The organism is Streptomyces sp. NBC_00158 (genome assembly GCF_045160885.1).
In the GTDB taxonomy this organism is placed as follows: Bacteria; Actinomycetota; Actinomycetes; order Streptomycetales; family Streptomycetaceae; genus Streptomyces.
In genome coordinates this window covers 1,073,341-1,098,230 of sequence record NZ_CP108161.1, presented here as the reverse complement: position 1 = coordinate 1,098,230, position 24,890 = coordinate 1,073,341, and the positions used below count along the sequence as shown (strand labels likewise).

The following is a 24,890-nucleotide window of genomic DNA, read 5'->3' as shown; positions in this document are numbered from 1 at the left end:
GACTTCAGACTCAGACGTTGCGGAAGCGGTTGATCGCGTCGAGGTGCCGGGCGCGCATCTCGTGGTCGCGGACGCCGAGGCCCTCCTCGGGGGCGAGGGCGAGGACGCCGACCTTGCCCTGGTGGAGGTTGCGGTGGACGTCGTAGGCCGCCTGGCCGGTCTCCTCCAGGGAGTAGACCTTCGAGAGGGTGGGGTGGATCTTGCCCTTGGCGATCAGGCGGTTGGCCTCCCACGCCTCGCGGTAGTTCGCGAAGTGCGAGCCGACGATCTTCTTGAGGGACATCCACAGGTAGCGGTTGTCGTACTCGTGCATGTAGCCGGAGGTCGAGGCGCAGGTGGTGATCGTGCCGCCCTTGCGGGTGACGTAGACGGAGGCGCCGAAGGTCTCGCGGCCCGGGTGCTCGAAGACGATGTCGATGTCCTCGCCGCCGGTCAGCTCGCGGATCTTCGAGCCGAAGCGCTTCCACTCGCGCGGGTCCTGGGTGCGCTCGTCCTTCCAGAACTTGTAGCCCTCGGCGTTGCGGTCGATGACGGCCGTGGCGCCCATCTTGCGGCAGATCTCCGCCTTCTCCGGGGAGGAGACGACGCAGATCGGGTTGGCGCCGCCGGCCAGCGCGAACTGGGTGGCGTAGGAGCCGAGGCCGCCGCTGGCGCCCCAGATCAGGACGTTGTCGCCCTGCTTCATGCCGGCGCCGTTGCGGGAGACCAGCTGGCGGTAGGCGGTGGAGTTGACCAGGCCGGGGGAGGCGGCCTCCTCCCAGCTCAGGTGGCCGGGCTTCGGCATCAGCTGGTTCGACTTGACGAGGGCGATCTCCGCCAGGCCGCCGAAGTTGGTCTCGAAGCCCCAGATGCGCTGCTCGGGGTCGAGCATCGTGTCGTTGTGGCCGTCCGAGGACTCCAGCTCGACCGAGAGGCAGTGCGCGACGACCTCGTCGCCCGGCTTCCAGGAGTTGACGCCGGGGCCGGTGCGCAGCACGACGCCCGCGAGGTCGGAGCCGATGACGTGGTACGGGAGGTCGTGGCGCTTGGTGAGCTCCGACAGGCGCCCGTAGCGCTCCAGGAAGCTGAAGGTGGACACCGGCTCGAAGATCGAGGTCCACACCGAGTTGTAGTTGACCGAGGAGGCCATGACGGCCACCAGGGCCTCGCCCGGGCCGAGTTCGGGAACCGGGACCTGGTCCAGGTGCAGGGACTGGCGCGGGTCCTTCTCGCGGGTGGTGAGCCCCGCGAACATCTCCGCCTCGTCCTTGTGCACGGTGATCGCGCGGTACGACTCGGGGAGCGGCAGTGCGGCGAAGTCTGCGGCGGTGGCGGACTGCGACTGAATCGCGTCCAGGATGTCCTTCACGGTATTGCCTCCGGCAAGCGCTGATGAGGGTGCGCTGAGGGATGCGCGGGTGCGCGGTTACGTGTGGTGTGCTGCGAGGTGCCGTCGGTCCGGCTGAGCTGTGCTGCTGCTGTGCTGTCGCGCCTGTGGTGAGGGCGAGCGGGGCCTGGTGACGCAGGCATCCGGGGCGCGTTCCGTACCGAGTGGGTGTGGGTCGCGGGGACATCCGGACGGGACTCAACGTATGGCACCCCGTGTCACTCGGCAAGGCACTGGGTGCCAGAAATTTCTCTCACTTGCCGATTGACCTGCGCAGATGAGCGATGATCGATCAGAGTTACCCGCGAGTAGGGGCAACTCGGACAAAGGAAAACGGCCGCCCCCGGAACGGGAGCGGCCGCTGTGACGAGCGTGACCTACTTGTTCTTGAGTGCTTCCTCGATGGTCCGCATGACCTCGTCGAGCGGAGCGTCCGTACGCGCCACCGCGACCAGGACCTCGCCCTCCGTGCGCACCGCCGCCTGCGGGGCCCCGGCGGGCACGCCCTGCGTCCGGCCGGCGCCGATCCCCGACCCGAAGGTCTTGCGGACGATCGCGAAGGCGTGGTCCAGCTGCGCCTCCACGTCCCCCTGGCCCCCCGCCCGCAGCCAGCGCCGCAGCACGTGGTTGTGCGCGGTCACCACCGCGGACGCGGCCACCTCGGCGAGCAGCGGGTCGTCGTTGCCGTCGTGGTGTTCGGTCTCGTCGAAGTGCGCGAGCAGGTAGCGGGTGAAGAGCCGCTCGTAGCGGGCCACCGAGGCGATCTCCCGCTCCCGCAGCGCCGGCACCTCGCGGGTCAGCCGGTAGCGCTCCACCGACACCGCCGGCGAGGCGGCGTACATCTTCATGACTTCCTTGATCCCCCGGCACACCGTGTCGAGCGGGTGCTCGTGCGCCGGGGCCACGTCCAGGACGGCCTCGGCGCGGATCAGGGTGTCGTCGTGGTCCGGGAAGATCGCCTCTTCCTTGGACCGGAAGTGCCGGAAGAAGGTCCGGCGCGCCACACCCGCGGTCGCGGCGATCTCGTCGACCGTCGTGGCCTCGTACCCCTTGGTCGCGAAGAGCTCCATGGCCGCGGCGGCGAGCTCGCGGCGCATCTTGAGCCGCTGGGCGGCCGCCCGGGTGCCGGCCGCGCTCTCCTGGGGGTCGGCGGCCGACGCGGCGCGGGGTGGGGTCTTGGCGGGCTGGGACATAGAGCGAAAGTACTTCATTCGCGCAGGCGCGCGCGCCGGAGGGGGGTGAGAGGGGGGTGGATGCGGGGGAGGGCCCGCACTGGGCTCGGGAGGGTGTGCCCGCCGTGAGGGTCCGGCGGACCCGAGCAGCCCTCCCCACGCATCCTGATCGGGGCCCGGCCGGGGATCAGGGGGTGTCCCCCTACCGGCGGGCGTACTCACGGAATCCGCGACCGGTCTTCCGGCCCAGGCAGCCCGCCGCCACCAGGTGCTCCAGCAGCGGGGACGGGGCCAGGGCGGGGTCGCGGAACTCCTGGTAGAGGACCTTCTCGATGGCGAGCGACACGTCCAGGCCGACCACGTCCAGGAGCTCGAAGGGCCCCATCGGGTAGCCGCCGCCCAGCTTCATCGCGGCGTCGATGTCGTCGATCCCCGCGTAGTGCTGCTCGACCATCTTGATCGCGTTGTTCAGGTACGGGAACAGCAGCGCGTTCACGATGAAACCGGCCCGGTCCCCGCAGTCCACCGGGTGCTTGCGCACCTTGGCGCAGACCTCGCGGACCGTGGCGTGCACGTCGTCGGCCGTCAGCACCGTCCGGACCACCTCGACCAGCTTCATGGCCGGCGCCGGGTTGAAGAAGTGCATGCCGATCACGTCCTGCGGACGCGAGGTCGCCCGCGCGACCGCGATCACCGGCAGCGAGGAGGTGGTGGTGGCCAGCACCGCGCCCGGCTTGCAGACCTTGTCCAGACCCGCGAAGAGCTGCTGCTTGACCTCCAGGTCCTCCGCGACCGCCTCGACCGCCAGGTCCACGTCCGAGAAGGCCTCCAGCGACCCGGCCGGCGTGATCCGGTCCAGGGTCTGCGCGGCGGCCTCCTCGGTCAGTCGGCCCTTGGACACCGCACGGCCCAGGGACTTCCCGATCGCGGCCTTCGCGGCCTCGGCCTTCTCCTCGCTGCGGGCGGCCAGCACCACGGCGTAGCCGGCCTGCGCGAAGACCTGCGCGATACCGCTCGCCATCGTCCCGGAGCCGGCCACGCCGACCGAGGACACCGGACGGCCCGCGCCCAGCAGGGACCCGTCCAGCGGGGTCTGCAGGTCGCGGACGACCACCGGGCTGCCCGGGGCCTCGTACGTGTAGAAGCCGCGCCCGGCCTTCTGCCCGGTCAGACCCGCCTCGACGAGCTGGCCCAGGATCGGCGCCGGGGCGTGCAGCCGGTCGCCCGAGGAGGCGTACATGGCCTCCAGGACGGTGCGCGCCGTGTCCACGCCGACCAGGTCGAGCAGGGCGAGCGGGCCCATCGGCAGGCCGCAGCCCAGCTTCATCGCCGCGTCGATGTCCTCGCGGGAGGCGTACTTGGCCTCGTACATCGCGGCGGCCTGGTTGAGGTAGCCGAAGAGCAGGCCGTCGGCGACGAAGCCGGGCCGGTCGCCGACCGCGACGGGCTGCTTGCCCAGCTCCACCGCCAGCTCCGTGACCGCCTCGACGGCCGTCGGCGCGGTCAGCACGCTGGAGACGATCTCCACGAGCTTCATCGCCGGGGCCGGGTTGAAGAAGTGCATGCCCAGCACCCGCTCCGGGTGCAGGGACTCGGCGGCGAGCCGGGTCACGGACAGCGCGTTGGTACCGGTGGCGAGGACGGTGTCCGGCCGGACGATCGCGTCGAGCTCGCCGATGATCCGGTGCTTGAGGTCGTAGTCCTCCGGGACCACCTCGATCACGAGGTCGGCGTCGGCGGCGGCGCCGAGGTCCGTGAAGGTGCGGAAGCGGGCCAGGACCGCCTCGCGCTCCTGCTCGGTGAGCTTGTACTTGGCCACCGAGCGGGCCGTGGCGGCCGCGAGGGCCCCGGCGGCGCGGCGGGTGGCGGACTCGCTGACGTCGATGCCGATGACCTCGCGGCCGGCCCGGGCGAGCACCTCGGCGATGCCGGTGCCCATCGTGCCGAGGCCGACGACGGCGACGGTGCGGAGGGAGGACTGACTGGACGTGGACGGAAGGTCCATCGCGGGACTCCAGTGGAAGAGGGTGACGACTGAGGGAGCGCGCGGCGCACGGCGCGCGCGGATGCCGTACGGAAGAGCCGTGCGGAGCACACCCGGCGGTGCGCCCCGAGAGGGATGGGGGCGCGGCGGGCGGAAACGGCGGAACCCTGTCCCGGGGTCCAGCCGTACGGGTGAAACGGTCGAGCGAACGGACCGACTGGTACGGGGCGGCTGCGTCACCAGGCCGCGTCCGTACGTGTTGGGAAGGAGACTAACCGGCCGGTAACTGGTCCGCCAGAGCGCGGAGATGTGACCTGTACCGCCCAAATGTACCGATCATCGATCATCGATCAGCGGGCTCCGCGGAACCCCGCCTGCCGGGCCCCCGGGAGCCCTAGGGTGGCGGCGTGAACGACGTGCTGGAACGCCTGCGGGAGGAAGCCGACGGGTCGGCCGCCTACCCGGAACTGCTCGCCGCGGCGCCGGACGCCCTGGCCGCCTCCCTGACCTCCGCCGGGCTGCCCCTGTGGGCCCGCGAACTGGCCGCGTACCGGCTCGGGATGGCGGGGGACCGGCGGGCCTTCGAACCCCTGGTCCTGCTGCTCAACCACCGGGACCCGGCCCGCTGCGCCGCCGCCGCGCAGGCGCTCGGCGTCCTCGGGGACCCGCGGACCGCCCGCGCGGCGGCCGCCCTGGCGACGAACTCGCTGCGCACGGCCTACGCCCTGCACCCGGTCCGCCTGCTGACCGCGCTGCGCGCACCGGAGTCGGCCCCGGCCCTGATCAAGACCCTGTCCCGGCTGCTGGCCCCGCACGATCCGTACTGGCGGGTGGCGCTCGCCTGCGTCGAGGGCCTCGGCCGCCTGGGCGACGGGCGGGCCCGCGACGTCCTGGTCCGGGCCCAGGCCCACCCCCGGCTGGCGCTGGCCGCCACCGAGGCCCTGGCCGGGCTGGTGGCGGCGCACCCCGACGCGTAAGCCCTGGCCGGGCGGGGGCGCGGCCCGGCGGCGGGGCGGCTGCGCCGGTGCCGGTGCCGGTGCCGCTGCGCGGAGCGAGGTCCCCTACCCTCCCCCAGACTCCGTCCGGGGGGACCCCCACTTCCACCGTTCCCAGGGGCTCTGCCCCTGACCCCGTTCCGGGCGCTCCGCGCCCGGTGCGCTCAATCGCCGCGCGGGCTGGAGATTCGCTGCGCGAATTCCAGCGCCGCCGGCACCCTCCAGCCCCGCCGGCGTTTGAGGCGCTGGGGGTCCCCCCAGCGGTAGCTGGGGGAGGGTCTGGGGGCGGAGCCCCAGGGGGTCCGGAGTGCAGCCCCGGGGAACGGGCGAAGGGCGGGTAGGGGAACCGGCCCGCGCAGCGGCCCCCCTCAGCGCGGCGGGACCATGGCGAAGGCCTCCACCTCCAGCAACAGCTCCGGGCGGAACAGGGCCGCCACCTGGACCGCCGAGGAGGCGGGAAGCCGGTCCGGGGCGATGACCTCGTCCCGGGCCGCCCGCACCGCCGGCAGGTGGGCCACGTCCGTGACGAAGTACGTCAGCTTCACCACGTCCTCGAAGCCCGCCCCGGCCGCCGCCAGGCACCTCCGCAGGTTCTCGAACACCTGCCGGGCCTGCGCGGCCGGGTCGCCCTCGCCGACCACCTCGCCCTTCTCGTCGAAGGCGCACTGCCCCGAGACGGCCACGAACCGCCCGGTGCCCCAGACGACGTGGCTGTACCCGGTGCCGGGGCTGACGCCCTCGGGCGCGGCGATACGGGTGAGGTGGCTGTCACGGTGTGAGAGAGAGGTCATGCGGACGATCTTGCCCGCCCGGCGTCAGCCCCGGAAGCCCAGCAGCCCGTGCAGCGCCGCACCGCCCGCCGAGGGCGGCACCGCGCGCGTCGCCGCGGCAGGCTTCGGCGCGGGCTGCGCCTGGCAGGTCGCGTCCGCCGCCTGACCCGTCCTCAGGTACGCGGACAGCTTCTCGTCCAGGCACTTGTTGCCGCTCAGGGCGATGCCGTGGTTGCCGCCGCCCTCCTCCACCACCAGCGCCGAACCCGCCAGCTTGTCCCGCATGCTCACCGCGCCCTCGTACGGGGTCGCCGCGTCCTCCGTCGCCTGGAACAGCAGGGCCTTCGGCAGCGCCGTGTTCGTCACGTCCGGGGCCTCCAGCGGCTGCGTCGGCCAGAACGCGCACGGCGCGTTGTACCAGGCGTTGTTCCAGGTCATGAACGGCGCCTTCGCGTGCGTGCGCCACATGTCCGCCCGCCACCGGTTCCAGTCCCGCGGCCACGCCGAGTCCCGGCACTGCACCGCCGTGTACACGCTGTAGCTGTTGGTCGCCGACGGCTCCACCGCGCCCAGCCGCTCGTACGCGGCCACCAGCGGCTTCGGGTCCTGCTTCACCGCGTACGCCGCGAAGGCCTCGGCCAGGGACGGCCAGTAGCCGTTGTAGTAGCCGCCCGGCATGTACGTGTCCTCCAGCTCGGACGGGCCCACCTTCCCGCCCGCCGGGGCCCCGCGCAGCGCCTCGCGCATCGCGTACCAGCGCTCCTCGACCCGGGCCGGGTCGGTGCCCAGGTGGTACGCGGAGTCGTACTGGGCCACCCAGGCCAGGAACGCCTTGTGCCGGGCGTCGAAGGCCAGGTCCTGCGAGAGGTTGTCCTCGTACCAGACGCCGCCCGGGTCGACGACCGAGTCCAGGACCAGCCGGTGCACCCGGTCCGGGTGCAGCTTGGCGTACACGGCGCCCAGGTAGGTGCCGTAGGAGTAGCCGAAGTAGCTGAGCTTCTGCGCGCCCAGCGCGGTGCGCAGCACCTCCAGGTCGCGGGCCGCCGAGACGGTGCCGACGTAGGGGAGCACGTCCGCGTGCTTGTCCCGGCAGGACACCGCGAAGGACCGCACCCGCTCCAGGTTGGCCCGCTCGGTCGCCCCGTCCCGCGGCACGGAGTCGGGCCGTACCGGGGTGAAGTGGCCGGTCCCGCAGTCCAGGGCGGGCTCGCTCTTGCCCACGCCCCGGGGGTCGAAGCCGATCACGTCGTACTGGGCGGCCACGTCCTTGGGCAGGGCGGAGGCGATGAACCCCGCCAGCGCGCGGCCGCTGCCGCCCGGGCCGCCGGGGTTGACCAGCAGCGGCCCCTGGGAGGCGGCGGCGGTGTGCGGGACACGGGTCAGGGCCAGGGAGATCTGCCGCCCGGCGGGCTGCTCGTGGTCGAGCGGGACCTTGAGGGAGGCACACTGCAGCGTCGGGTAGCGGGGGGTCGCGCAGCCGGTCCAGCGCAGGCCCGCGGCGGCCCCGGCGGCCGGGGCGGGCGCCTCGGCGGTCGCGGCCGGCGCGGCGGTGAGGGGGGTCGCGAGGGCGGCGGCGACGGTGGAGATCGCCAGCAGGACGGCGGCCCGCTTCTTCGCGGGGCGCAGCTTCGAGGGGTGGAGCATGGGGCCTCCCAGCCGAGGGTTCTGGGCGGAATCGTCCCGGAAACCGTGACGGGAAGACGGGATTGGGCCGCGCATTGGCCCGATGTGATGACCCGTCGGGAGGCGTCCGGGTCACGGGCGGTGCGCTCGGCGGGGTCACATCAGGGTCAGCTGTGTCGGTCCGGCGGGGGCCGGGCCGGCCGCCGGCTCCGGCGCGGCGGCGGCCCGCGGCTGCCCGCGCCGGGCGGGCCCGATGCCGAATTCGGCTGCCAGTTCGTGGACTTGGCGGGTGATCCGGCGCTGGTACCAGGTGGGCGCGTACGAGCCGCCCGCGTACATCCGTTCGTACCGTTCGACCAGGTGCGGGTGGTGCCGGCCGAGCCAGGCCGTGAACCACTCGCGCGCCCCGGGCCGCAGATGGAGTACCAGGGGTGTCACGGAGGCCGCCCCGGACGCGGCGACCGCCCGGACGGTCGCCCGCAGCTGTTCGGGGGAGTCGCCGAGGAAGGGGATCACCGGCGCCATCAGCACCCCGCATTCGAGCCCCGCGTCGGTCAGGGCCCGTACGGCGGCCAGCCGGGCGGCGGGGGAGGGGGTGCCGGGCTCGACGGTCCGCCACAGGGCGGTGTCGGTGAACCCGACCGAGACGCAGACCCCCACCTCGGTGGCCTCGGCGGCCTGCCGCAGCAGGGGCAGGTCGCGCAGGATCAGCGTGCCCTTGGTGAGGATCGAGAACGGGTTGGCGCGCTCCCGGAGCGCCGCGATGATCCCGGGCATCAGCCGGTAGCGCCCCTCGGCGCGCTGGTAGCAGTCGACGTTGGTGCCCATCGCGATGTGCGCGCCGCCCCAGCGCGGCGCCGCGAGCTCGCGGCGCAGCAGTTCGGGGGCGTTGACCTTGACGACGATCTGGGAGTCGAAGTCGAGCCCGGTGTCCAGGTCGAGGTAGCCGTGGGTCTTGCGCGCGAAGCAGTAGACGCAGGCGTGGCTGCATCCCCGGTAGGGGTTGACGGTCCATTCGAACGGCATCCGCGAGGCGCCGGGTACGCGGTTGACGATCGAGCGGGCCCGGACCTCGTGGAAGGTGATCCCGCGGAACTCGGGGGTGTCGAAGGTGCGGGTGACGACGGAGCCGGACCCGAACAGGGCGGCCGGACCGCTGCCCGGCGCCCCGGTCAGATTCTCCCAGCGCATGGATGCCTCCTCGGTGACGGGACCCGAGAATAGAACAAACGTTCCCATGATCGTGCGGACGGCATCGGGGGGCGGGTGCTCCCGGCGGTGGCGCGAGTGGCGGTAGCCCGTGCACCGAAGGGGTTGCCGGGGGCGATCCGGAGCCGTCGGGCCCTCCCGGCCGGGAAGACAATCCGACGTGCCGACCACTCACGAACGGAGTCGAAATGCGCACCTTCCTCAAGTCCTCCCTGGTGGCCGCCGCCGCGATCGTCGCCTGCGGCCTCGCGACGACCACCGCCAGTGCCGCCGCCCCCGTCGGCGGCGACGACGGACTCGGCGGCAGCGTCATCGGCAGCGGCAACTCGTACGACTACGACGTGAACATCGGGAACATCTCCCTGGGCTCCCTCCTCGGCCTCGCCTCCTGAGGACCGGTCGCGACGGCGGCGGCTCCCGCCCGGCCGGGGGCCCGCGCCGCCCGCCGGGGCCGTCCGGCGGCGGGGGCGGATTTGGGCGCCCGCCCCGGAGGTGATTGGCTTGCCGCCGCAACGTTCACGACTGCTGGAGGAACAGGTATGGCGCAGGTCGAGGCCACCACGGAGCGCATCATCGAGGCCGACGCGGACACCGTGTTCGACGCGCTGGCGGACTACACCGGCACCCGGAACAAGCTGCTCCCCGAGCACTTCAGCGAGTACGAGGTGCGCGAGGGCGGGGACGGCGAGGGCACCCTGGTCCACTGGAAGCTCCAGGCCACCAGCAAGCGCGTGCGCGACTGCCTGCTCGAGGTCACCGAGCCCACCGACGGCCAGCTCGTGGAGAAGGACCGCAACTCCTCCATGGTCACCACCTGGACCGTGACCCCCGCCGGCGAGGGCCGCTCCCGGGCCGTCGTCAGCACCGTCTGGAACGGCGCCGGCGGCATCGGCGGCTTCTTCGAGCGCACCTTCGCCCCCAAGGGCCTCGGACGCATCTACGACACCGTGCTCGACAACCTGGCCAAGGAAGTCGGCGCCTGACGGGCGGCCCGACGGGCGGCCTGAAGAGCGGCCCGACGGGCGCACCGGCGGCCGCGGCGGGACGACGACCGGGGACGGCTCACCGGTTCGGGTGGAATTCCGGGCCCGGGTGAGCCTCCCCGCGAACCGCCGCGCACCCCGCCCGGCACGGGCGTGGCCCCGGGCCGCCGGAGTGCCGGGCGGCTAGGGTGGGGCTCCGCGACCCGCAGACACGGCCTGGCCACCGGGGGGCCCGATGAAGATCCTCGTATCCGCCGACATGGAAGGCGCCACGGGAGTCACCTGGCCCGCCGACGTGCTGCCCGGCACCCCCCAATGGGAGCGCTGCCGGGCCATGTTCACCTCCGACGTGAACGCCGCCGTACTCGGCTTCCACGACGGCGGCGCCGACCAGGTCCTCATCAACGAGGCCCACTGGACCATGCGCAACCTCCTCCTGGAGAAGCTCGACGCCCGCGCCGAGATGATCACCGGCCGGCACAAGTCCCTCTCCATGGTCGAAGGCGTCCAGCACGGCGACGTCGACGGCATCGCCTTCGTCGGCTACCACACCGGCGCCGGCAGCGAGGGCGTCCTCGCCCACACCTACCTCGCCAACTCCATCACCGGCGTCTGGCTCAACGGACTCCGCGCGAGCGAGGGCGTCCTCAACGCCCACGTCGTCGCCGAATACGGCGTCCCCGTCATCCTCGTCACCGGCGACGACCTGACCTGCGCCGACGCCGCCGGATACGCCCCCGACGCCCGAACCGTCGCCGTCAAGGACCACGTCTCGCGCTACGCGGCCGTCTGCCGCACCCCGGCCCGCACCGCCGCCGACATCCGCGCCGCCGCCGCCGAGGCCGTCAAACTCGCCGTCCGCCACGAGCCGGTGCGCGGCGGCCCCTTCGCGATGGAAGTCGAGTTCGACGCCGAGCACCTGTCGATGGCCGCGACCGTCGTCCCCGGCGTCGAACGCTGCGGCGAACGCAGGATCGCGTACACCAGCGGGACGATGTACGAGGCGATCCGCACCTTCAAAGCGGTCACGACGGTCGTCTCGGCGGCCGTGGAGGAGCAGTATGGCTGACATGCACCGGGTGGAAGGCGCTCCCCGAGGGGTCGCCCACGAAGAAGCCGCGGCCCCCGACGGGACCTGCGCCGACGGGACGGCCCTCGCCGAAGCCGTCGAGTTCACCTCCGGCCTGATCCGGATCGACACCACCAACCGCGGCGGCGGCGACTGCCGCGAACGGCCCGCCGCCGAGTACGCCGCCGAGCGCCTCGCCGGAGCCGGCCTGGAACCCGTACTCCTGGAACGCACCCCCGGCCGCACCAACGTGGTCGCCCGCATCGAGGGCACCGACCCCTCCGCCCCGGCCCTCCTCGTCCACGGCCACCTGGACGTCGTCCCCGCCGAAGCCGCCGACTGGAGCGTCGACCCCTTCTCCGGAGAGGTCCGCGACGGAGTCGTCTGGGGCCGCGGCGCCGTCGACATGAAGAACATGGACGCGATGGTGCTCGCCGTCGTACGCGCCTGGGCACGCCACGGCGTACGGCCGCGCCGGGACGTCGTCATCGCCTACACCGCCGACGAGGAGGACAGCGCCGTCGACGGGTCCGGCTTCCTCGCCGACCACCACCCGCACCTGTTCGAAGGCTGTACGGAGGGCCTGAGCGAGTCCGGGGCCTTCACCGTCCACCCCCGGCCCGGCCAGGCCCTCTACCCCATCGCCGCCGGCGAACGCGGCACCGCCTGGCTCAAGCTCACCGCCCACGGCACCGCCGGGCACGGCTCCAAGCCCAACCGGGCCAACGCCGTCAGCCGGCTCGCCGCCGCCGTCGCCCGCATCGGCGAGTACGACTGGCCGGTCCGCCTCACCGACACCGTCACCGCCTGCATCACCGAACTCGCCGCCCTCCAGGGCCTCACCGTCGACCCGCGCACCCCCGGCACCGACCTCGACGGCCTCCTCGGCAAACTCGGCCCCGCCGCCGCCCTCGTCGAGGCGACCGTCCGCAACAGCTCCAACCCGACCATGCTCAGCGCCGGTTACAAGCTCAACGTCATCCCCGGCCACGCCACCGCCTACGTCGACGGGCGTACCGTGCCCGGCGGCGAGGCGGAGTTCACCGACACCCTCAACCGGCTCACCGGCCCCGACGTGCACTGGGAGTTCGAACACCGGGAAGTGGCCCTCCAGGCCCCCGTGGACGGGCGGACGTACGGCATCCTGCGCGAGTCCGTCGAGCACTTCGACCCCGACGGGCACGTCATCCCCTTCTGCATGGCGGGGGGAACGGATGCCAAGCAGTTCTCCCGCCTCGGCATCACCGGCTACGGCTACTCCCCGCTCAAACTGCCGCCCGGCTTCGACTACTGGTCCCTCTTCCACGGCGTGGACGAGCGCGTCCCCGTCGACGCCCTCCACTTCGGCGTCCGCGTCCTCGACCGCGCGCTGCGGGCCCTGTGATGGGAACCCGCTGATGGCCGCGGCCGCCGTCGGGGGCCCCTACGGCAGCTGGCCCTCCCCGCTCACCGCCGCGCACGCCGCCGCCCACGACGGACGGCCCGAATACCTCGGCACCATCGGCGCCGAGGTGTGGTGGACCGAGCCCCGCCCCGAGGAGGGCGGCCGCCGCACCCTGGTGCGCCGCACCGCGGACGGGGCCGCGGCCAGGTCCGTACTGCCGGCCCCCTGGAACGTGCGCAGCCGGCTCACCGAATACGGCGGCCTGCCCTGGGCGGGCGCCGAGCAGCCCGGCCGGGGACCCCTGGTGGTCTTCGTCCACCACGCCGACCAGCGGCTCTACGCGTACGAACCCGACGCCCCCGGCAACCCCCGGCCGCGCCCCCTCACCCCCGTCTCCGCCGTCGGCGGCGGCCTGCGCTGGGCCGACCCCGTCCTGCGCGGCGGCGAAGTGTGGTGCGTGCTGGAGGAGTTCACCGGCCCCGGACCGGGCGACCTGCGCCGGGTCACCGCCGCCGTACCGCTCGACGGCTCCGCCGCCCGCGACCGGGCCGCCGTACGGGAGCTCACCGACGACCGGCACCGCTTCCGCACCGGCCCGAAGCCCTCCCCCGACGGTCGCCGCGCGGCCTGGCTGGTCTGGGACCACCCCCGGATGCCCTGGGACGGCACGGAACTCCAACTGGCCGACGTACGCCCCGACGGGACGCTCGGCGCACCCCGTACCGTGCTGGGCGGCCCGGAGGAAGCCGTCGCCCAGGTGGCGTGGGCGGCCGACGGGGCCCTGCTCGCGGTCAGCGACCGCACCGGCTGGTGGAACCCCTACCGGGTGGACCCCGAGGGCGGCGAGCCGGTCAACCTGTGCCCCAGAGAAGAGGAGTTCGGCGGCGCCCTGTGGAAGCCGGGGCTGAGCTGGCTGGCCCCGCTGCCGGACGGGCCGGTGGCCGTACTGCACGGACAGGGCTCCTCCGTACTCGGCGTCCTCGACCCCGACACCGGCGACCTGGTCGACGCCGCCGGCCCCTGGACGGCCTGGCAGCCGGCCCTGGCCGTCAGCGGCACCCGCGTGTACGGGGTCGCCGCCAGCCCGCGCAGCGCCTACGAGGTCGTCGAGCTGGACACCGCCACCGGGCACGCGCGGGTCGTCGGAGCCCGGGCGGCCGACCCGGTCGACCCCGCGTACTACCCGGAGCCGCAGAGCCGCACCTTCCCCGGCCCCGGCGGCCGCGAGATCCACGCCCACGTCTACCCGCCCCACCACCCCGCCCTGCGGCCGCCCGACGACGAACTGCCCCCGTACGTCGTGTGGGCGCACGGCGGCCCCACCGAGCACGTCCCGCCCGTACTCGACCTGCACATCGCCTACTTCACCTCGCGCGGCATCGGCGTCGTCGAGGTCAACTACGGCGGCTCCACCGGCTACGGCCGCGCCTACCGGGAGAGGCTGCGCGAACAGTGGGGCGTGGTCGACGTCGAGGACTGCGCCGCCGTGGCCCGGGCACTCGCCGCCGAAGGCACCGCCGACCCCGCCCGGCTCGCGATCCGCGGCGGCAGCGCGGGCGGCTGGACGGCCGCCGCCTCCCTGGCCGCCACCGACCTGTACGCCTGCGCGGCGGTCATCTACCCGGTGCTCGACCTGCGGGGCTTCGCCGCCGAGACCCACGACCTGGAGTCCCACTACACCGACAGCCTGGCGGGGCCCCCGGGCACCCTGGCCCTGCGCTGCCGGGAACGTTCCCCGGTGGCCCGCGCCGACCGGATCGAAGCCCCCTTCGTCCTGCTCCAGGGCCTCGACGACCCCGTATGCCCGCCCGCACAGGCCGAACGCCTCCTCGCCGCACTGCGCGGCCGCGAACCGGCGGTCCCGCACGCGTACCTCACCTTCGAGGGCGAGGGGCACGGCTTCCGGAGGGCGGACACGATGGTGCGGGCGTTGGAGGCCGAACTGTCGCTTTATGCGCAGGTGTTCGGGATCGAGCGGGGGGATGTGGCTCGGGTGGAGTTGCGTACGGAGTGAGGCGGAGGTGGGAGGGGGAGGGGGAGGTGGGAGGTGGGAGGGAGGGGATGGAGGCAGGGGGCCTGGGTTTTTAGGAGAGGAACCGCTCCAGCGCTTCGCGGGCGCGGGCGTTCGAGGCCGCGGCCTCCGCCAGGGCGCCGGCCAGGGCTCCGATCCACTCGTCCAGGCCCACCCGGCGCCGCGAGAGCACGATCCCGCGCACCTCGTGGCAGATCTCCGCGGTGGTGCGGCCCCCGTCCGTGCGCAGGGACAGGCGCAGGTCCCCGAGTGCGACGTCCAACCCGTCCACCGGCCCCTGGCGTCCCGTCAGCCGCCGCGCCACCGAACGCCGGCGGCTTAGCCGGACGGCGCCGGGCGGCAGCCAGTCCGCGAGGCTCGCCGACAGCACCCCGGCGTACAGCTCCAGGTCGGCGCTGTCCCGGCGCAGCGCCGCGGCGAGCAGTCCCACGTCCACCGGAGCCGCCCCCTCCCGGTCAGTCATCGAGTCCCAGCACCAGGGTCGGCCGGTCGATGACGTGGTCCTCGCGCAGCGCCCGCACCGCCGTCCCGACGGCGAAGAACTCGGTGGTGTGCGACCCCCAGCCGTGCGAGTGCTGCTTCAGCCGTACCGCGACGATCCCCTCGGCGTCCAGGGCCTTGCCCTCCGCCTGCATCCGGCTCATCGCGAGCTCGCGGGCATCGTAGAGGGCCTGGGTGAACGGCTCGATCTCCACGTTCCGGCCCGTGTTGCCGAGCGCCTGCGTGAAGCGCTGGTGGGCCACGTGGTAGACGCAGGAGCCCATCACCAGGTCCAGCGGCGCGTACCCCGCGCGGATCAGGGTCCAGAAGTCCTGGCCGGACAGGTCGGAGGTGAACGGCTTGTTCTTGTTGTTGAGCCAGGTCCCGGCCGGCCCCGGGTCGGCGCCGTCCGCCTTGACGGCCGTGCCCACCGCGATGAACTCGGCGAGGTCCGAACCGAATTCCTTGAACTCGATGTCCAGCCGGACCCCCACGATCCCGTCGGCCCCCAGCGCGCTCGCCTCGGCCTCCATCCGGCTCATGGCGAGCTCGCGGGCGTCGTACATGGCCTGGGAGAGCTTCGTCAGCTCCTGGTTCTTCGACCACCGGCCGAGCTGGAGGCCGACGTGGTAGACGGAGCAGCCGAGGACCAGACCGAGCGGACGGAAGCCGGCCTCGCGCACCAGCAGGAACTCGTTGACCGTGAGGTCCGAGGTGAACATGGGGTGCCCGTCGTTCCCGCCCGGCCGGAGTTGCGCCAGGCGGCGCATCGCGTCCTCGGACAGGGCCCGCCCGTCGTCTGCTTCCTGATCCGTTCGCCCGGTCATGTCAGTGCTCGCGCTCCAGCCTCATGATGGTCAGTGGCCCGGCCGCGGCGGGCCGCCGGGAGCGGCCGAACCGGGCTGTGGAAGTGCCGACGAAGACGGCTTCCGCGATGAGGTCGCGGGCCGTTTCGGACCCGGGGCACTCGGTCTCCCGCACTTCGAGGGAGACCTCGTCCACGACGATCCCGTCGCCGCCGCCGCCGCCGTGCTTGCGCGCGTCGAGGGAGAGGCGCTCCCGGGCCTCCTTGCGGACGTGGCCGATCAGCCGGGTGTGGCCTTCGACCTCCTCGTTGCCGGCGAACGGGCGGCCCCTGAGCAGTCGGGAGGCGCGCCAGTCGTCGTGCCGGATCGCGAGCGAGACCCCGAGGGCGAGCCCGGTCGGGACCCAGCCGGCGCGCAGCAGCCGGGCGAAGTCCTGTCCGCCCAGGTGCGAGGTGAACGGCTGCTGGGGGCGGATGCGGCCGTGCGCCCGGACGGCGGTGCCGATGGCTGTGAACTCGGTTGTGTGGGAGAAGAAGTGGTTGGTCGTCAGTTGGATGCCGACGATTCCGTCGCCGTCCAGTGCGCGGCATTCGGCCACCGCGCGGGCCAGCGCCAGCCTGCGTGCCGCGTGGACGGCCTTCGCCAAGGGCGCCAGGGACGGGGTCCAGTGTGAGGAGGGGCCCCCGACGGTGGTCCAGGCGCCGGGGCAGTCCCAGGCACCGGTGTTCCCGAGGTTGAAGACGGCCGTGCCGAGCACCTGTCCGACCGGCTCGAAGCCGACGGCCGAGACGGCGGTGAGTTCGCGGGCCGTGAAGTTCGAGTCCCATGTGTTGTCGGTGAGTTGGCGCGGCATCGGTCGGAAGCGTATACGAGGGGCGGGCGGGGCTTCCTACGCGGTGTGCAGCCAGATCCGCAGCGGGCCGAGCGGGGTGAACCCGGCGCGTACGGCGGTGTCGAGGTCTTCGCCGCGCTCGTAGCCGACCACCGGCAGCTCCGGCCAGTGCCGGGCCGCCGCGTCGAGGGCGGCCGCCCAGGCGGCGTCGGCGTGCGCGTCGTCGTGGGCGTCGTGGTGGGCGAACAGGTTGGAGACGCCGACGACCCCGCCGCCGGTGCTGAGGACGGCCCCGGCCACGATCCGGGCCCCGTCGCGGCCCGCGAGGAAGACGATTCCCTCGCGGAGCAGCCCCTCGTGGAACAGGCCCGTGCTCTCCTCGCCGTCCCAGGCGGCCTCCCAGGCGGCCAGTTCACCGGGGGCTTCCAGTTCGGCCCAGTCCAGTCGGCCGTCTGTTGTGGTGGGAGTGGTGGGAGTGGTGGGAGTGGCGGGTCCTGCGGGGCGGTGGATCCACTGCGCCTCGAAGAGCACCTCGAAGCCGGCCGGGGCCAGGTCGAGCGAGGCGAAGCTGTCCTTCACCGAGCAGCCGGGCGCGGCCGTGTCCACCCCGGCGAGCACCTCGGCGGGCGCGGCCTCCGGGGTGAGGGTGACGGCGTCGGGGTACAGCGGCGGGGTGCGGCGCGGGCTGCACCAGACGGCGTCGCGGAAGTGCCCGCTGCGGGAAACGGCGGCGCACCACTCGGCGTTGTTGCGCGCGGCGGCGGCACGGAGCTCGTCGGGAGTGTTCGGGACGGTGTTGGGGGTGATGGTCACACCGGGATGCTGGCACAGTGCCTAACCTGGGGCGATGTCTTATTCCGCTGAGTACGTCACCACGGGCGTGCGGGTCGGGCTGCGCCCCTTCCGGGCCGCCGACGGCCCCGAGTTCACCGCCCGGGTCCGCGAGAGCCGCGAGCTGCACCGGCCCTGGCTGTCCCCGCCCGCGACCCTGGAGGAGTACGGTCCGTACGCCGCCCAGCGTGCCGGGAGCGGGTTCCTGGTCTGCGAGCTGGCCACGGGGGACATCGCCGGGTTCGTCAACGTCAACAACATCGTCCGGGGCGCCTTCCAGTGCGGGGCACTGGGGTACGGGGCCTTCGCGCACGCTGCGGGGCGCGGGCTGTTCGGGGAGGGCTTCGACCTGCTGCTGGCGCACGCCTTCGGTGGTGAGGGCCTGGACCTGCACCGCCTCGAGGCCAACATCCAGCCGGGCAACACCGCGTCGATCGGCCTCGTCCGAGGGCGCGGCTTCCGCCTGGAGGGACTCTCGCCGGACTTCCTCCACGTCGACGGGGCCTGGCGCGACCACGAGCGCTGGGCGGCTACGCGGGGGTTTTGAGGGGGTGCGGGTGCGGGTACGGGTGCGGGGCTCGCGGTGCGGGCCCGCTATCTCCCCCTCGACCCCCCGGGGTCGGGCGGTGGTTGCCCACCCGCCTCCCTGGGTGCGGGCCGGTGGGAACGTCGGGTGGTGGCGGGCGGCTTGAACGGCTCGGCCGGATCGGTGCGGGGCGGTGCCGGCCCCGGTCGTGCGGCGTGGGGGTGCGCTGGGTCGCCGGGTGATGGCCCGGCTTCGGTTGCGGGGCAGGCTTCCGGGCGCGGTGCGCCATGGGGCGGTCTCTGAGCGGCCTTGGGGGTTTCCCGTCAGTCCCATCGTCCTTCCGTGTCGTGCCGGCCTGTCAAGGGCGCTCCTTCGTCGCGTCACTTCGTGATCGCCTTCGGCGACCCTTGACAGGCCGACCCGCCCCGGAAAGCCGAAAGACTGACGGGAAGCCCCCAAAAGAACGGTCACGGGGCAGGAGAGGGACAGCGGCCTCGTCAGCGTTGAGGCGAGGGGCCGGGCGCCGGTCGGCCGGGCATCCGGGCCCCCAAGAGTCGCCGTTCGGGGCCGGGGGCGCGGCTACCTGCACGAAAGGTTGATCAGAGCCCCCTGGGAAGCCCCCGGACGCGCCAGATCGCTACGCGCTCCTGTCGTCCCGGCGTCTGGCGGCCGTCTGGGGCTGATGTCCGCGCCTGCCGGCCCCGCCTGGGGGCACCTCCCAGCGGTAGCTGGGGGGCGGGGGTCCGGGGCGGAGCTTCGGGGAACGGGGGAAGGGCGGGGAGGGGCACGGAACCTGTGCGGTGGAAAGGGCGGCGCGGGGGGTGGGGTGTGGCGGAGGATGGGGGCATGCGAAGCCTCGTGCTGGTTGATGCGCCCTCCAACCTCGGGCTGCGACCGCCCGGTCCCGGGAGTGTGCCCGGGGTGTACAAGCTTGCCGGTGCGCTGCGTGAGCAAGGGCTGTTGCAGCGGCTCGGTGCACGGGAGGGCGGGGTGGTCGTTCCGCCGCGCTATGACCGGGGGGAGTGGAAGGAGGGTGACGGGGTCTTCCACGCTGATCTCATTGCCGGCTACACCGTGACGCTCGCCGACCGGATCGAAGCGCACCTGCGGGACGGGGAGTTCCCGGTCGTGCTGGGCGGTGACTGCTCCATCCAGCTCGGCGCCGCCCTCGCGATGCGGCGCCTCGGGCGGTACGGGCTCGCCGCCATCGACGGGTCCGCCGACTTCCGGCACCCCGGCAACGAGGCAGTCAACGGGCCCGTCGGGGCGGCCGGGGGCGAGGAGCTCGCGCTGTCCACCGGGCGGGGCCAGAGCTCGCTCACCGATCTGGAGGGGCTCCGGCCCTACCTGCGGGAGGAGGACGTACGGCTCTTCGGGCTGCGTGACGGTGACGAGGACCTGCCGGAGCTGCGGGCGGCCGGCATCGCGGCGCACACCGTCGGGGAGATCCGCGAGCGCGGGGCCGGTGCGGTGGCGCGGGCGGCGCTGGACGGGCTGCATCCGCCGGAGACGGCCGGGTTCTGGATCCACCTCGACGCCGATGTGCTCGATCCGTCCGTGATGCCGGCCGTGGACAGTCCCGATGCGGGTGGGCTGCTGCCCGGTGAGCTCGGTGAGCTGTTGGGGGAGCTGGCCCGGTCGCCGCGTTGTGTGGGGCTCAACGTGACCATCTACGATCCGGATCTGGATCCGGACGGGCGTGCGGGTGCTCTTCTCGCCGACCTGGTGGTGGGGGCCTTTGCGTAATCCTGACCGGTGGTGATGTGCGGAACCCCTGTGCACGACCTGCACCGCGGTGTTCCATTCCCCCCATGGCCACCACCGTGCGACGTGCCCAGCTGACCCTTCCCGCGGCTCCCTTGGGGCCCGACAACCCGCTGCCCGCGCTGCGCGCCCCCGACGGGGTGCACGAACTCGACGAGCGTTCGCGGCAGGGGCTGCCACGGGACATGGCGCGGCAGATCGGCTACGAGCCGCTGCGTTCGCTGCTGCCCGTCCGGATCCGGGACGGATACGGACGGCGGCGCGCCGAGCGGGAGTTCGAGGCGGTCGTCATCGAGAACGGGCGGCTGCGCGTCACCGTCCTGCCGGGGCTGGGTGGGCGGATCCACTCGATCGTGGACTTGGCTACGGGGCGTGAGCTGCTCTATCGCAACCCGGTGTTCCAGCCCGCTGATTTCGCGCTCAACGGGGCCTGGTTCTCGGGTGGGGTCGAGTGGAACATCGGTGCTACGGGGCATACGGCGTTGTCGTGCGCTCCGCTGCACGCGGCGGTCGTTCCGGCGCCCGACGGGGGTGTGATGGTGCGGCTGTGGGAGTGGGAGCGGCTGCGTGACCTGCCGTTCCAGGTGGACCTGTGGCTGCCCGCGGACTCCGCGTTCCTGTACGTGGGGGTGCGCGTGCGCAATCCGCACGAGCGGGCGGTGCCCGTGTACTGGTGGTCCAACATCGCCGTCCCCGAGGGCGGCGGGACGAGGATCCTGGCGCCCGCCGAGGAGGCCTGGCACTTCGGGTACGAGCGGGCGCTGCGGCGGATCCCCGTGCCGGAGTGGGAGGGGGCGGACCGGACGTACCCGCTGGGCAGTGCGTATCCCGCCGACTTCTTCTACGAGGTGGAGGACGGGGCCGTCGAGCGGCCCTGGATCGCCGCGCTGGACGGCGAGGGGCACGGTCTGGTGCAGGCCTCCACCGGGCGGCTGCGCGGGCGCAAGCTGTTCGTGTGGGGCTCGGGGCCGGGCGGCCGACGGTGGCAGGAGTGGCTGACGGAGCCCGGTACGGGCGGCTACGCGGAGATCCAGGCGGGGCTGGCCCGGACCCAGCTGGAGCACGTACGGCTGGACGCCGGGGCGGAGTTCAGCTGGCTGGAGGCGTACGGGCCGCTGTCGGCGGAACCTTCGGCGGTGCACGGGGCCGACTGGGCGGCGGCGCGCGGGGCGGCTTCGGCGGCGCTCGACGCGGTGCTCCCGGCCGGGGCGCTGGAGGCGGCGTACAAGGCGTGGCGCGGGCACGCCGACACCGAACCGGGGGAGCGGCTGGCGCAGGGTTCGGGCTGGGGTGCGCTGGAGGTGCTGTGCGGGCGCTTCGAGCTGCCCGGCACGCCCTTCCCGGAGTCCACCCTCGGCGTGGAGCAGGAGCCCTGGCTGGAGCTGTGGCGCACCGGGGTGTTCCCCGCACCGGCGGCGGACGCCCCGCCCGGCCCGGGTCTGGTCGCCCCGCACTGGCGGGACATGCTGGAGACCGCCCCGGCGGACCCGCTGACCGAGTACCACCTGGGGGTGGCCCAGTGGCACGCCGGGGACGTCGCCCAGGCGGTGCGCAGCTGGGAGCGCGGGCTGGCGCAGGCACCCTCGCGCTGGCCGCTGCTGCGCTGCCTGGCGGCGGCCGACGCGCTGGCCGGGAACACGGAGCGGGCCGCCGACCGCTACGCGGCGGCCTTCGAGGCGCTGGCGGGGGAGGGCCGGGACGGTGCTGCCTGGGCGGCGGCCGAGGCGGCCCTGGGGCGGGAGTCGATGACGGCCCTGCTCGCCGCCGGGCGGCCGGCGGCGGCGCGGGCCGTGTGGGACCGGCTGCGGCCGTCGCTGCGCGAGCAGGGCCGGTTCCGGCTGCTGGCCGCCCGGCTGCTGGCGGCCGAGGGGCACCTGGGCGCGGCCCGGCGGGTCTTCGAGGACGGCTTCGAGATCGCCGACCTGCGGGAGGGGGAGGAGACCCTGTCAGAGGTGTGGGCCGCCCTGACGGACCGCCCCCTGCCCCCCGAGTACGACTTCCGGATGCGCCCGCCGGCGTAGCCGGTCGTTCAGGCGCGGCACAGCAGTTCGCCGTTCAGGACCGAGAACCACGCGTCGGGGGCCTTCCCCCAGGCGTGCCAGGCCTCGGCGGCGGCGGTCAGCGTCTCCGGGGTGGCGTGGCCGCCCTCGGTCGCGACGGAGGCGTAGGAGGAGGCGGTGGTGCGGTCCGCCCACAGCGAGGACCACCAGGAGACCTCCTCCGGCGTGGCGTAGCACCAGGCCGTCGCCGAGGCCGTCACGTCGGTGAAGCCGGCGGCCCGCGCCCATGACAGCAGCCTGCGTCCGGCGTCGGGCTCGCCGCCGTTGGCGCGGGCCACCCGCCGGTACAGGTTCTGCCACTCCTCCAGGCCCGGCGTCTCGGGGTACCAGGTCATCGCCGCGTAGTCGGCGTCCCGTACCGCCACGATCCCGCCGGGCCGGCACACCCGGCGCATCTCGCTCAGGGCCCGCACCGGATCGCCGACGTGCTGCAGCACCTGGTGCGCGTGGACCACGTCGAAGGAGTCGTCGGGGAACCGCAGGGCGTGGACGTCGGCCGTGTCGAAGTCGACCGCCCCGGACAGTCCGCGCTCGGCGGCGTACGCGGCCGCCTGCTCCAGTACGTCCGCGGCGGCGTCGACGGCGGTGACGCGGCCGCCGGGGGCGACCAGCTCCGCCAGGTCCGCCGTGATGGTGCCCGGCCCGCAGCCCACGTCCAGCACCCGCATGCCGGGGCGCAGTTCGCCGATCAGGTACGCGGCCGAGTTGGCGGCGGTGCGCCAGCGGTGCGAGCGCAGCACGGACTCGTGGTGGCCGTGGGTGTACAGCGCGGTCTCGTGGGCGTCGCGGTCGTCGGTCATGGCGTACTCCTCGTCGTCGAAGGTCGTCGAAGGCGTTGTGATCACCGTAGGGGATCTGCTCGTGATTTGAGATATGCGTTTTGACATGTGGACAAGGGTTGTGTGGGGCAAGGGGATTGGGTGGGTCGGTGGCAGGGTGGGGCGGGGGCGAGGATCGTTGGCTCCGGGGGTGGCGGGCCTCGGAGCGAGGGCCGCGGAGCACGGCGAAGGACGGTGGGAGCCATGCCGGGGACGCTGCTGGAATGGCATGCCGCCGCGTTGCGGCTCTTCGGTGAGCGGGTGCGGGCCGTTGACGCCTCCCAGTGGGGCGCGGCCACCCCCTGCACCGAGTGGACCGTGCGCGACCTGGTCAACCACGTCACCGGCGAGCAGCTGTGGATCCCGCCGCTGGTCGCCGAGGGGCGGACGGTGGCGGAGGTCGGTGACGAGCTCTCCGGTGACCTGCTGGGCGAGGACCCGCAGGCCGCCTGGGACCGGGCCGCCGCCGCCGGGCACGCGGCCTTCGCCGCGCCCGGCGCGCTGGAGCGGACGGTCGCGCTCTCGTACGGGCCGACGCGCGGGTCGGCGTACTGCTCGGAGCTGACGGCGGACTGCGTCGTGCACGCCTGGGACCTCTCGCGGGCCATCGGCGCGGACGACCGGCTGCCCGCCGACCTCGTCGAGTTCTCCATCAAGGAGGTCATGCCGTACGCCGACGGACTCGCCGCGAGCGGGATGTACGCGCAGCCGCTGGAGGTGCCGGCCGGCGCGGACGCACAGACCCGGTTGCTGGCCCTCCTGGGGAGGAAGGGGTAGGAGAAAGCCCGGCGGGGCCGTCATGGTTAACGGGCGTAGCGGTGTAAATAATCGTATAAAGGGCAGGTCGATCGGTGGCGGCGGCGGAAGGCGGGCACGTGTCGGGGATGGCCGAGGGCATGACGGAAGGGCTCGCCGGGCTCTGGCGCCGCCCGGCGCCGGAGGGGCGCGGGCCCGTCAGGTACGGCCCGCCCGCCCCCGAGCCGGGCCTGCCGGTCCTGCCGGAGCTCACCTCCGTGCTCGCCGCCGCCGCGGACCGCGCCGCCCCCGAACCCCCCGGCGGCGGGCAGGAGCTGCGCGAGGCCGCCTGCCGCCACTGGGCCCGGCGCGGGCTCGCGGCCGCCCCCGAGAACGTGGCCGCCGGGCCCGGCGCCCCCGCCCTGCTGCTGGCCCTGCTCGGCGCGTACGGCGGCGACGTCATGCTGCCCCGGCCGTGTCCCGCCTGGTGGACCCCGCAGGTCCGGCTGCTGGGACGGCGGGCCTACCACGTGCCCACCCCGGCGGAGTGCGGCGGCGTGCCCGACCCGTACGCCCTGCTGGAGACCGTGCGCCGGGTCCGCGCCGAAGGCGGCGACCCGCGCGTCCTGCTGCTGTCGGTGGCCGACGACCCGACCGCGACCGTGCCGCCGCCCGAGCTGGTCCGCGAGGCCTGCGAGGCGGCCGAGGCCGCCGGGCTGTTCGTGGTCAGCGACGAGAGCTGGCGCGACACCGTGCACCGGCCCCACGACACGCTGGTGCTGAGCCCCGCCGAGATGCTCCCCGACCGGGCCGCCGTCCTCGTCGACCTCGCCGGAGCGCTGCTCCCGGGCGGCTGGCCCGCCGCCGTGGTCCGCTTCCCCGACACCCCGAGCGGCACCTGGCTGCGCGCCCGCACCCTCGACGTCCTCACCGCCACCGGCGCACTGGTCGCGGGCCCCGTCGCGGTGGCCGCCGCGCACGCCCTCGACGAGACCGACGCCGTCGCCGGGCGCGCCTACGCGGCCGCCGCCCTGCACGGCACGGTGGCCTCCGCCGCGCACCGGGTGCTGCTGGCCGCGGGCGCCCTCGCCCGGCCCCCGCAGGCTGGCCGGCACCTGTACGCCGACCTCACCCCGCTGCGCGCGGGCCTCGCCCGGCACGGGGTCGGCGACGCGATGGAACTGGAGGACTGGCTCGGCGCCCGGCTGGGCACGGCCACACCCGGCGGACAGCGCTTCGCCGACGAACTCGGCGCCCCGCGCGTCCGGCTGTCGACCGGGCCGCTGCTGGGGGCCACCCCGGGGGAACGGCTCGCCGCGCTCGGCGCCCGGGACCCGCTGACGCTGCCGCACGTCCGGGGCGCGCTCGACCGGCTCGGGTCGGTGCTCGCCGGACTGGCCGACTGAGGTGCGGCCCGCGCCGGCAGGCCGCCGCCGAACGGAGACTTCGCG

Annotated in this window: 22 protein-coding genes; 11 read left to right on the top strand and 11 right to left on the bottom strand. The window is 74.0% G+C overall.

Translation table 11 applies throughout. The features are described from left to right. Nucleotides 1-10: 10 nt before the first annotated feature. The 3 genes from ccrA to OG553_RS05010 all read right to left on the bottom strand — a co-directional run bounded on the left by ccrA (nt 11) and on the right by OG553_RS05010 (nt 4,543). Entirely contained in the window at nt 11-1,348 is a 1,338-nt protein-coding gene (ccrA, locus tag OG553_RS05020) for a crotonyl-CoA carboxylase/reductase (protein WP_405977806.1), read from the bottom strand. A 395-nt stretch (nt 1,349-1,743) separates the two neighbouring features. Continuing rightward, a complete protein-coding gene (locus OG553_RS05015) occupies nt 1,744-2,559 on the bottom strand; it encodes a TetR family transcriptional regulator (protein WP_405977805.1) in 816 nt (271 codons plus the stop codon). Between the two features lie 181 nt (nt 2,560-2,740). Continuing rightward, complete coding sequence (locus OG553_RS05010; RefSeq protein WP_405977804.1) at nt 2,741-4,543, bottom strand: 3-hydroxyacyl-CoA dehydrogenase family protein; 1,803 nt, start codon at nt 4,541-4,543, stop codon at nt 2,741-2,743. 386 nt (nt 4,544-4,929) lie between these two features. On the opposite strand from OG553_RS05010, the gene OG553_RS05005 reads away from it, so the two are divergent. Then, nucleotides 4,930-5,499: a HEAT repeat domain-containing protein gene (locus OG553_RS05005; RefSeq protein ID WP_405977803.1), complete on the top strand. Its 570-nt coding sequence runs from the start codon at nt 4,930-4,932 to the stop codon at nt 5,497-5,499. Between the two features lie 386 nt (nt 5,500-5,885). Here the strand turns inward: OG553_RS05005 and OG553_RS05000 are convergent, their stop codons facing one another. The 3 genes from OG553_RS05000 to OG553_RS04990 form a co-directional block, all read right to left on the bottom strand. Beyond that, nucleotides 5,886-6,308 carry a RidA family protein gene (locus OG553_RS05000; protein ID WP_405977802.1) on the bottom strand — a complete coding sequence of 141 codons (423 nt, stop codon included), beginning with the start codon at nt 6,306-6,308 and terminating at the stop codon, nt 5,886-5,888. Nucleotides 6,309-6,332: 24 nt separating this feature from the next. Further along, entirely contained in the window at nt 6,333-7,931 is a 1,599-nt protein-coding gene (locus OG553_RS04995; RefSeq protein WP_405977801.1) for an alpha/beta hydrolase, read from the bottom strand. A 135-nt stretch (nt 7,932-8,066) separates the two neighbouring features. Next, nucleotides 8,067-9,101 (bottom strand): Rv2578c family radical SAM protein, encoded by a 1,035-nt coding sequence (locus OG553_RS04990; RefSeq protein ID WP_405977800.1) that lies wholly within the window; start codon nt 9,099-9,101, stop codon nt 8,067-8,069. A gap of 206 nt (nt 9,102-9,307) precedes the next feature. Here OG553_RS04990 and OG553_RS04985 point away from each other — a divergent pair, with 206 nt between their 5' ends. The 5 genes from OG553_RS04985 (at nt 9,308) to OG553_RS04965 (ending at nt 14,569) form a co-directional block, all read left to right on the top strand. Further along, nucleotides 9,308-9,511: a hypothetical protein gene (locus tag OG553_RS04985; protein WP_405977799.1), complete on the top strand. Its 204-nt coding sequence runs from the start codon at nt 9,308-9,310 to the stop codon at nt 9,509-9,511. A gap of 147 nt (nt 9,512-9,658) precedes the next feature. Beyond that, nucleotides 9,659-10,102 carry an SRPBCC family protein gene (locus tag OG553_RS04980; RefSeq protein WP_405977798.1) on the top strand — a complete coding sequence of 148 codons (444 nt, stop codon included), beginning with the start codon at nt 9,659-9,661 and terminating at the stop codon, nt 10,100-10,102. 235 nt (nt 10,103-10,337) lie between these two features. Next, nucleotides 10,338-11,171: a M55 family metallopeptidase gene (locus OG553_RS04975; protein ID WP_405977797.1), complete on the top strand. Its 834-nt coding sequence runs from the start codon at nt 10,338-10,340 to the stop codon at nt 11,169-11,171. Next, on the top strand, nt 11,164-12,555 hold the full coding sequence (locus OG553_RS04970) for a M20/M25/M40 family metallo-hydrolase (protein ID WP_405977796.1): 1,392 nt from the start codon (nt 11,164-11,166) through the stop codon (nt 12,553-12,555). Before OG553_RS04975 ends, OG553_RS04970 begins: the two co-directional genes overlap by 8 nt. 13 nt (nt 12,556-12,568) lie before the next feature. Next, entirely contained in the window at nt 12,569-14,569 is a 2,001-nt protein-coding gene (locus OG553_RS04965; RefSeq protein ID WP_405977795.1) for a prolyl oligopeptidase family serine peptidase, read from the top strand. Between the two features lie 70 nt (nt 14,570-14,639). On the opposite strand, the gene OG553_RS04960 is transcribed toward OG553_RS04965, so the two are convergent. Genes OG553_RS04960 through OG553_RS04945 form a run of 4 tightly spaced genes read right to left on the bottom strand, consistent with a single transcriptional unit; the run spans nt 14,640 to nt 17,518 of the window. Then, nucleotides 14,640-15,050 (bottom strand): hypothetical protein, encoded by a 411-nt coding sequence (locus tag OG553_RS04960; RefSeq protein WP_405977794.1) that lies wholly within the window; start codon nt 15,048-15,050, stop codon nt 14,640-14,642. Next, nucleotides 15,043-15,894: a heavy metal-binding domain-containing protein gene (locus tag OG553_RS04955; RefSeq protein ID WP_405977793.1), complete on the bottom strand. Its 852-nt coding sequence runs from the start codon at nt 15,892-15,894 to the stop codon at nt 15,043-15,045. Before OG553_RS04955 ends, OG553_RS04960 begins: the two co-directional genes overlap by 8 nt. Nucleotide 15,895: 1 nt before the next feature. After that, nucleotides 15,896-16,726, bottom strand: a complete 831-nt coding sequence (locus OG553_RS04950; RefSeq protein ID WP_405977792.1) for a heavy metal-binding domain-containing protein — start codon at nt 16,724-16,726, stop codon at nt 15,896-15,898. A gap of 36 nt (nt 16,727-16,762) precedes the next feature. Continuing rightward, on the bottom strand, nt 16,763-17,518 hold the full coding sequence (locus OG553_RS04945; RefSeq protein ID WP_405977791.1) for a hypothetical protein: 756 nt from the start codon (nt 17,516-17,518) through the stop codon (nt 16,763-16,765). Nucleotides 17,519-17,552: 34 nt separating this feature from the next. Between OG553_RS04945 and OG553_RS04940 the strand changes: the two genes are divergently transcribed. The 3 genes from OG553_RS04940 (at nt 17,553) to OG553_RS04930 (ending at nt 21,847) form a co-directional block, all read left to right on the top strand. Next, entirely contained in the window at nt 17,553-18,083 is a 531-nt protein-coding gene (locus tag OG553_RS04940; RefSeq protein WP_405977790.1) for a GNAT family N-acetyltransferase, read from the top strand. Nucleotides 18,084-18,908: 825 nt separating this feature from the next. Beyond that, complete coding sequence (locus tag OG553_RS04935) at nt 18,909-19,808, top strand: arginase family protein (protein ID WP_405977789.1); 900 nt, start codon at nt 18,909-18,911, stop codon at nt 19,806-19,808. A 65-nt stretch (nt 19,809-19,873) separates the two neighbouring features. After that, nucleotides 19,874-21,847, top strand: a complete 1,974-nt coding sequence (locus OG553_RS04930) for a DUF5107 domain-containing protein (RefSeq protein ID WP_405977788.1) — start codon at nt 19,874-19,876, stop codon at nt 21,845-21,847. An 8-nt stretch (nt 21,848-21,855) separates the two neighbouring features. On the opposite strand, the gene OG553_RS04925 is transcribed toward OG553_RS04930, so the two are convergent. Beyond that, complete coding sequence (locus tag OG553_RS04925; RefSeq protein ID WP_405982961.1) at nt 21,856-22,686, bottom strand: methyltransferase domain-containing protein; 831 nt, start codon at nt 22,684-22,686, stop codon at nt 21,856-21,858. 222 nt (nt 22,687-22,908) lie between these two features. Here OG553_RS04925 and OG553_RS04920 point away from each other — a divergent pair, with 222 nt between their 5' ends. Both OG553_RS04920 and OG553_RS04915 read left to right on the top strand, forming a co-directional pair. Next, nucleotides 22,909-23,481 carry a TIGR03086 family metal-binding protein gene (locus OG553_RS04920; protein WP_405977787.1) on the top strand — a complete coding sequence of 191 codons (573 nt, stop codon included), beginning with the start codon at nt 22,909-22,911 and terminating at the stop codon, nt 23,479-23,481. 119 nt (nt 23,482-23,600) lie between these two features. Then, nucleotides 23,601-24,845: an aminotransferase class I/II-fold pyridoxal phosphate-dependent enzyme gene (locus OG553_RS04915; RefSeq protein WP_405977786.1), complete on the top strand. Its 1,245-nt coding sequence runs from the start codon at nt 23,601-23,603 to the stop codon at nt 24,843-24,845. Nucleotides 24,846-24,890 lie beyond the last annotated feature (45 nt).

Bases quoted from the DNA above. Each gene is read 5' to 3' on its own strand.
- OG553_RS05015 (WP_405977805.1), bottom strand. From the start codon at position 2,559: ATGTCCCAGCCCGCCAAGACCCCACCCCGCGCCGCGTCGGCCGCCGAC.
- OG553_RS05010 (WP_405977804.1), bottom strand. From the start codon at position 4,543: ATGGACCTTCCGTCCACGTCCAGTCAGTCCTCCCTCCGCACCGTCGCC.
- OG553_RS05000 (WP_405977802.1), bottom strand. From the start codon at position 6,308: ATGACCTCTCTCTCACACCGTGACAGCCACCTCACCCGTATCGCCGCG.
- OG553_RS04995 (WP_405977801.1), bottom strand. From the start codon at position 7,931: ATGCTCCACCCCTCGAAGCTGCGCCCCGCGAAGAAGCGGGCCGCCGTC.
- OG553_RS04990 (WP_405977800.1), bottom strand. From the start codon at position 9,101: ATGCGCTGGGAGAATCTGACCGGGGCGCCGGGCAGCGGTCCGGCCGCC.
- OG553_RS04985 (WP_405977799.1), top strand. From the start codon at position 9,308: ATGCGCACCTTCCTCAAGTCCTCCCTGGTGGCCGCCGCCGCGATCGTC.
- OG553_RS04980 (WP_405977798.1), top strand. From the start codon at position 9,659: ATGGCGCAGGTCGAGGCCACCACGGAGCGCATCATCGAGGCCGACGCG.
- OG553_RS04975 (WP_405977797.1), top strand. From the start codon at position 10,338: ATGAAGATCCTCGTATCCGCCGACATGGAAGGCGCCACGGGAGTCACC.
- OG553_RS04970 (WP_405977796.1), top strand. From the start codon at position 11,164: ATGGCTGACATGCACCGGGTGGAAGGCGCTCCCCGAGGGGTCGCCCAC.
- OG553_RS04965 (WP_405977795.1), top strand. From the start codon at position 12,569: ATGGCCGCGGCCGCCGTCGGGGGCCCCTACGGCAGCTGGCCCTCCCCG.
- OG553_RS04960 (WP_405977794.1), bottom strand. From the start codon at position 15,050: ATGACTGACCGGGAGGGGGCGGCTCCGGTGGACGTGGGACTGCTCGCC.
- OG553_RS04955 (WP_405977793.1), bottom strand. From the start codon at position 15,894: ATGACCGGGCGAACGGATCAGGAAGCAGACGACGGGCGGGCCCTGTCC.
- OG553_RS04950 (WP_405977792.1), bottom strand. From the start codon at position 16,726: ATGCCGCGCCAACTCACCGACAACACATGGGACTCGAACTTCACGGCC.
- OG553_RS04940 (WP_405977790.1), top strand. From the start codon at position 17,553: ATGTCTTATTCCGCTGAGTACGTCACCACGGGCGTGCGGGTCGGGCTG.
- OG553_RS04935 (WP_405977789.1), top strand. From the start codon at position 18,909: ATGCGAAGCCTCGTGCTGGTTGATGCGCCCTCCAACCTCGGGCTGCGA.
- OG553_RS04930 (WP_405977788.1), top strand. From the start codon at position 19,874: ATGGCCACCACCGTGCGACGTGCCCAGCTGACCCTTCCCGCGGCTCCC.
- OG553_RS04925 (WP_405982961.1), bottom strand. From the start codon at position 22,686: ATGACCGACGACCGCGACGCCCACGAGACCGCGCTGTACACCCACGGC.
- OG553_RS04920 (WP_405977787.1), top strand. From the start codon at position 22,909: ATGCCGGGGACGCTGCTGGAATGGCATGCCGCCGCGTTGCGGCTCTTC.
- OG553_RS04915 (WP_405977786.1), top strand. From the start codon at position 23,601: ATGACGGAAGGGCTCGCCGGGCTCTGGCGCCGCCCGGCGCCGGAGGGG.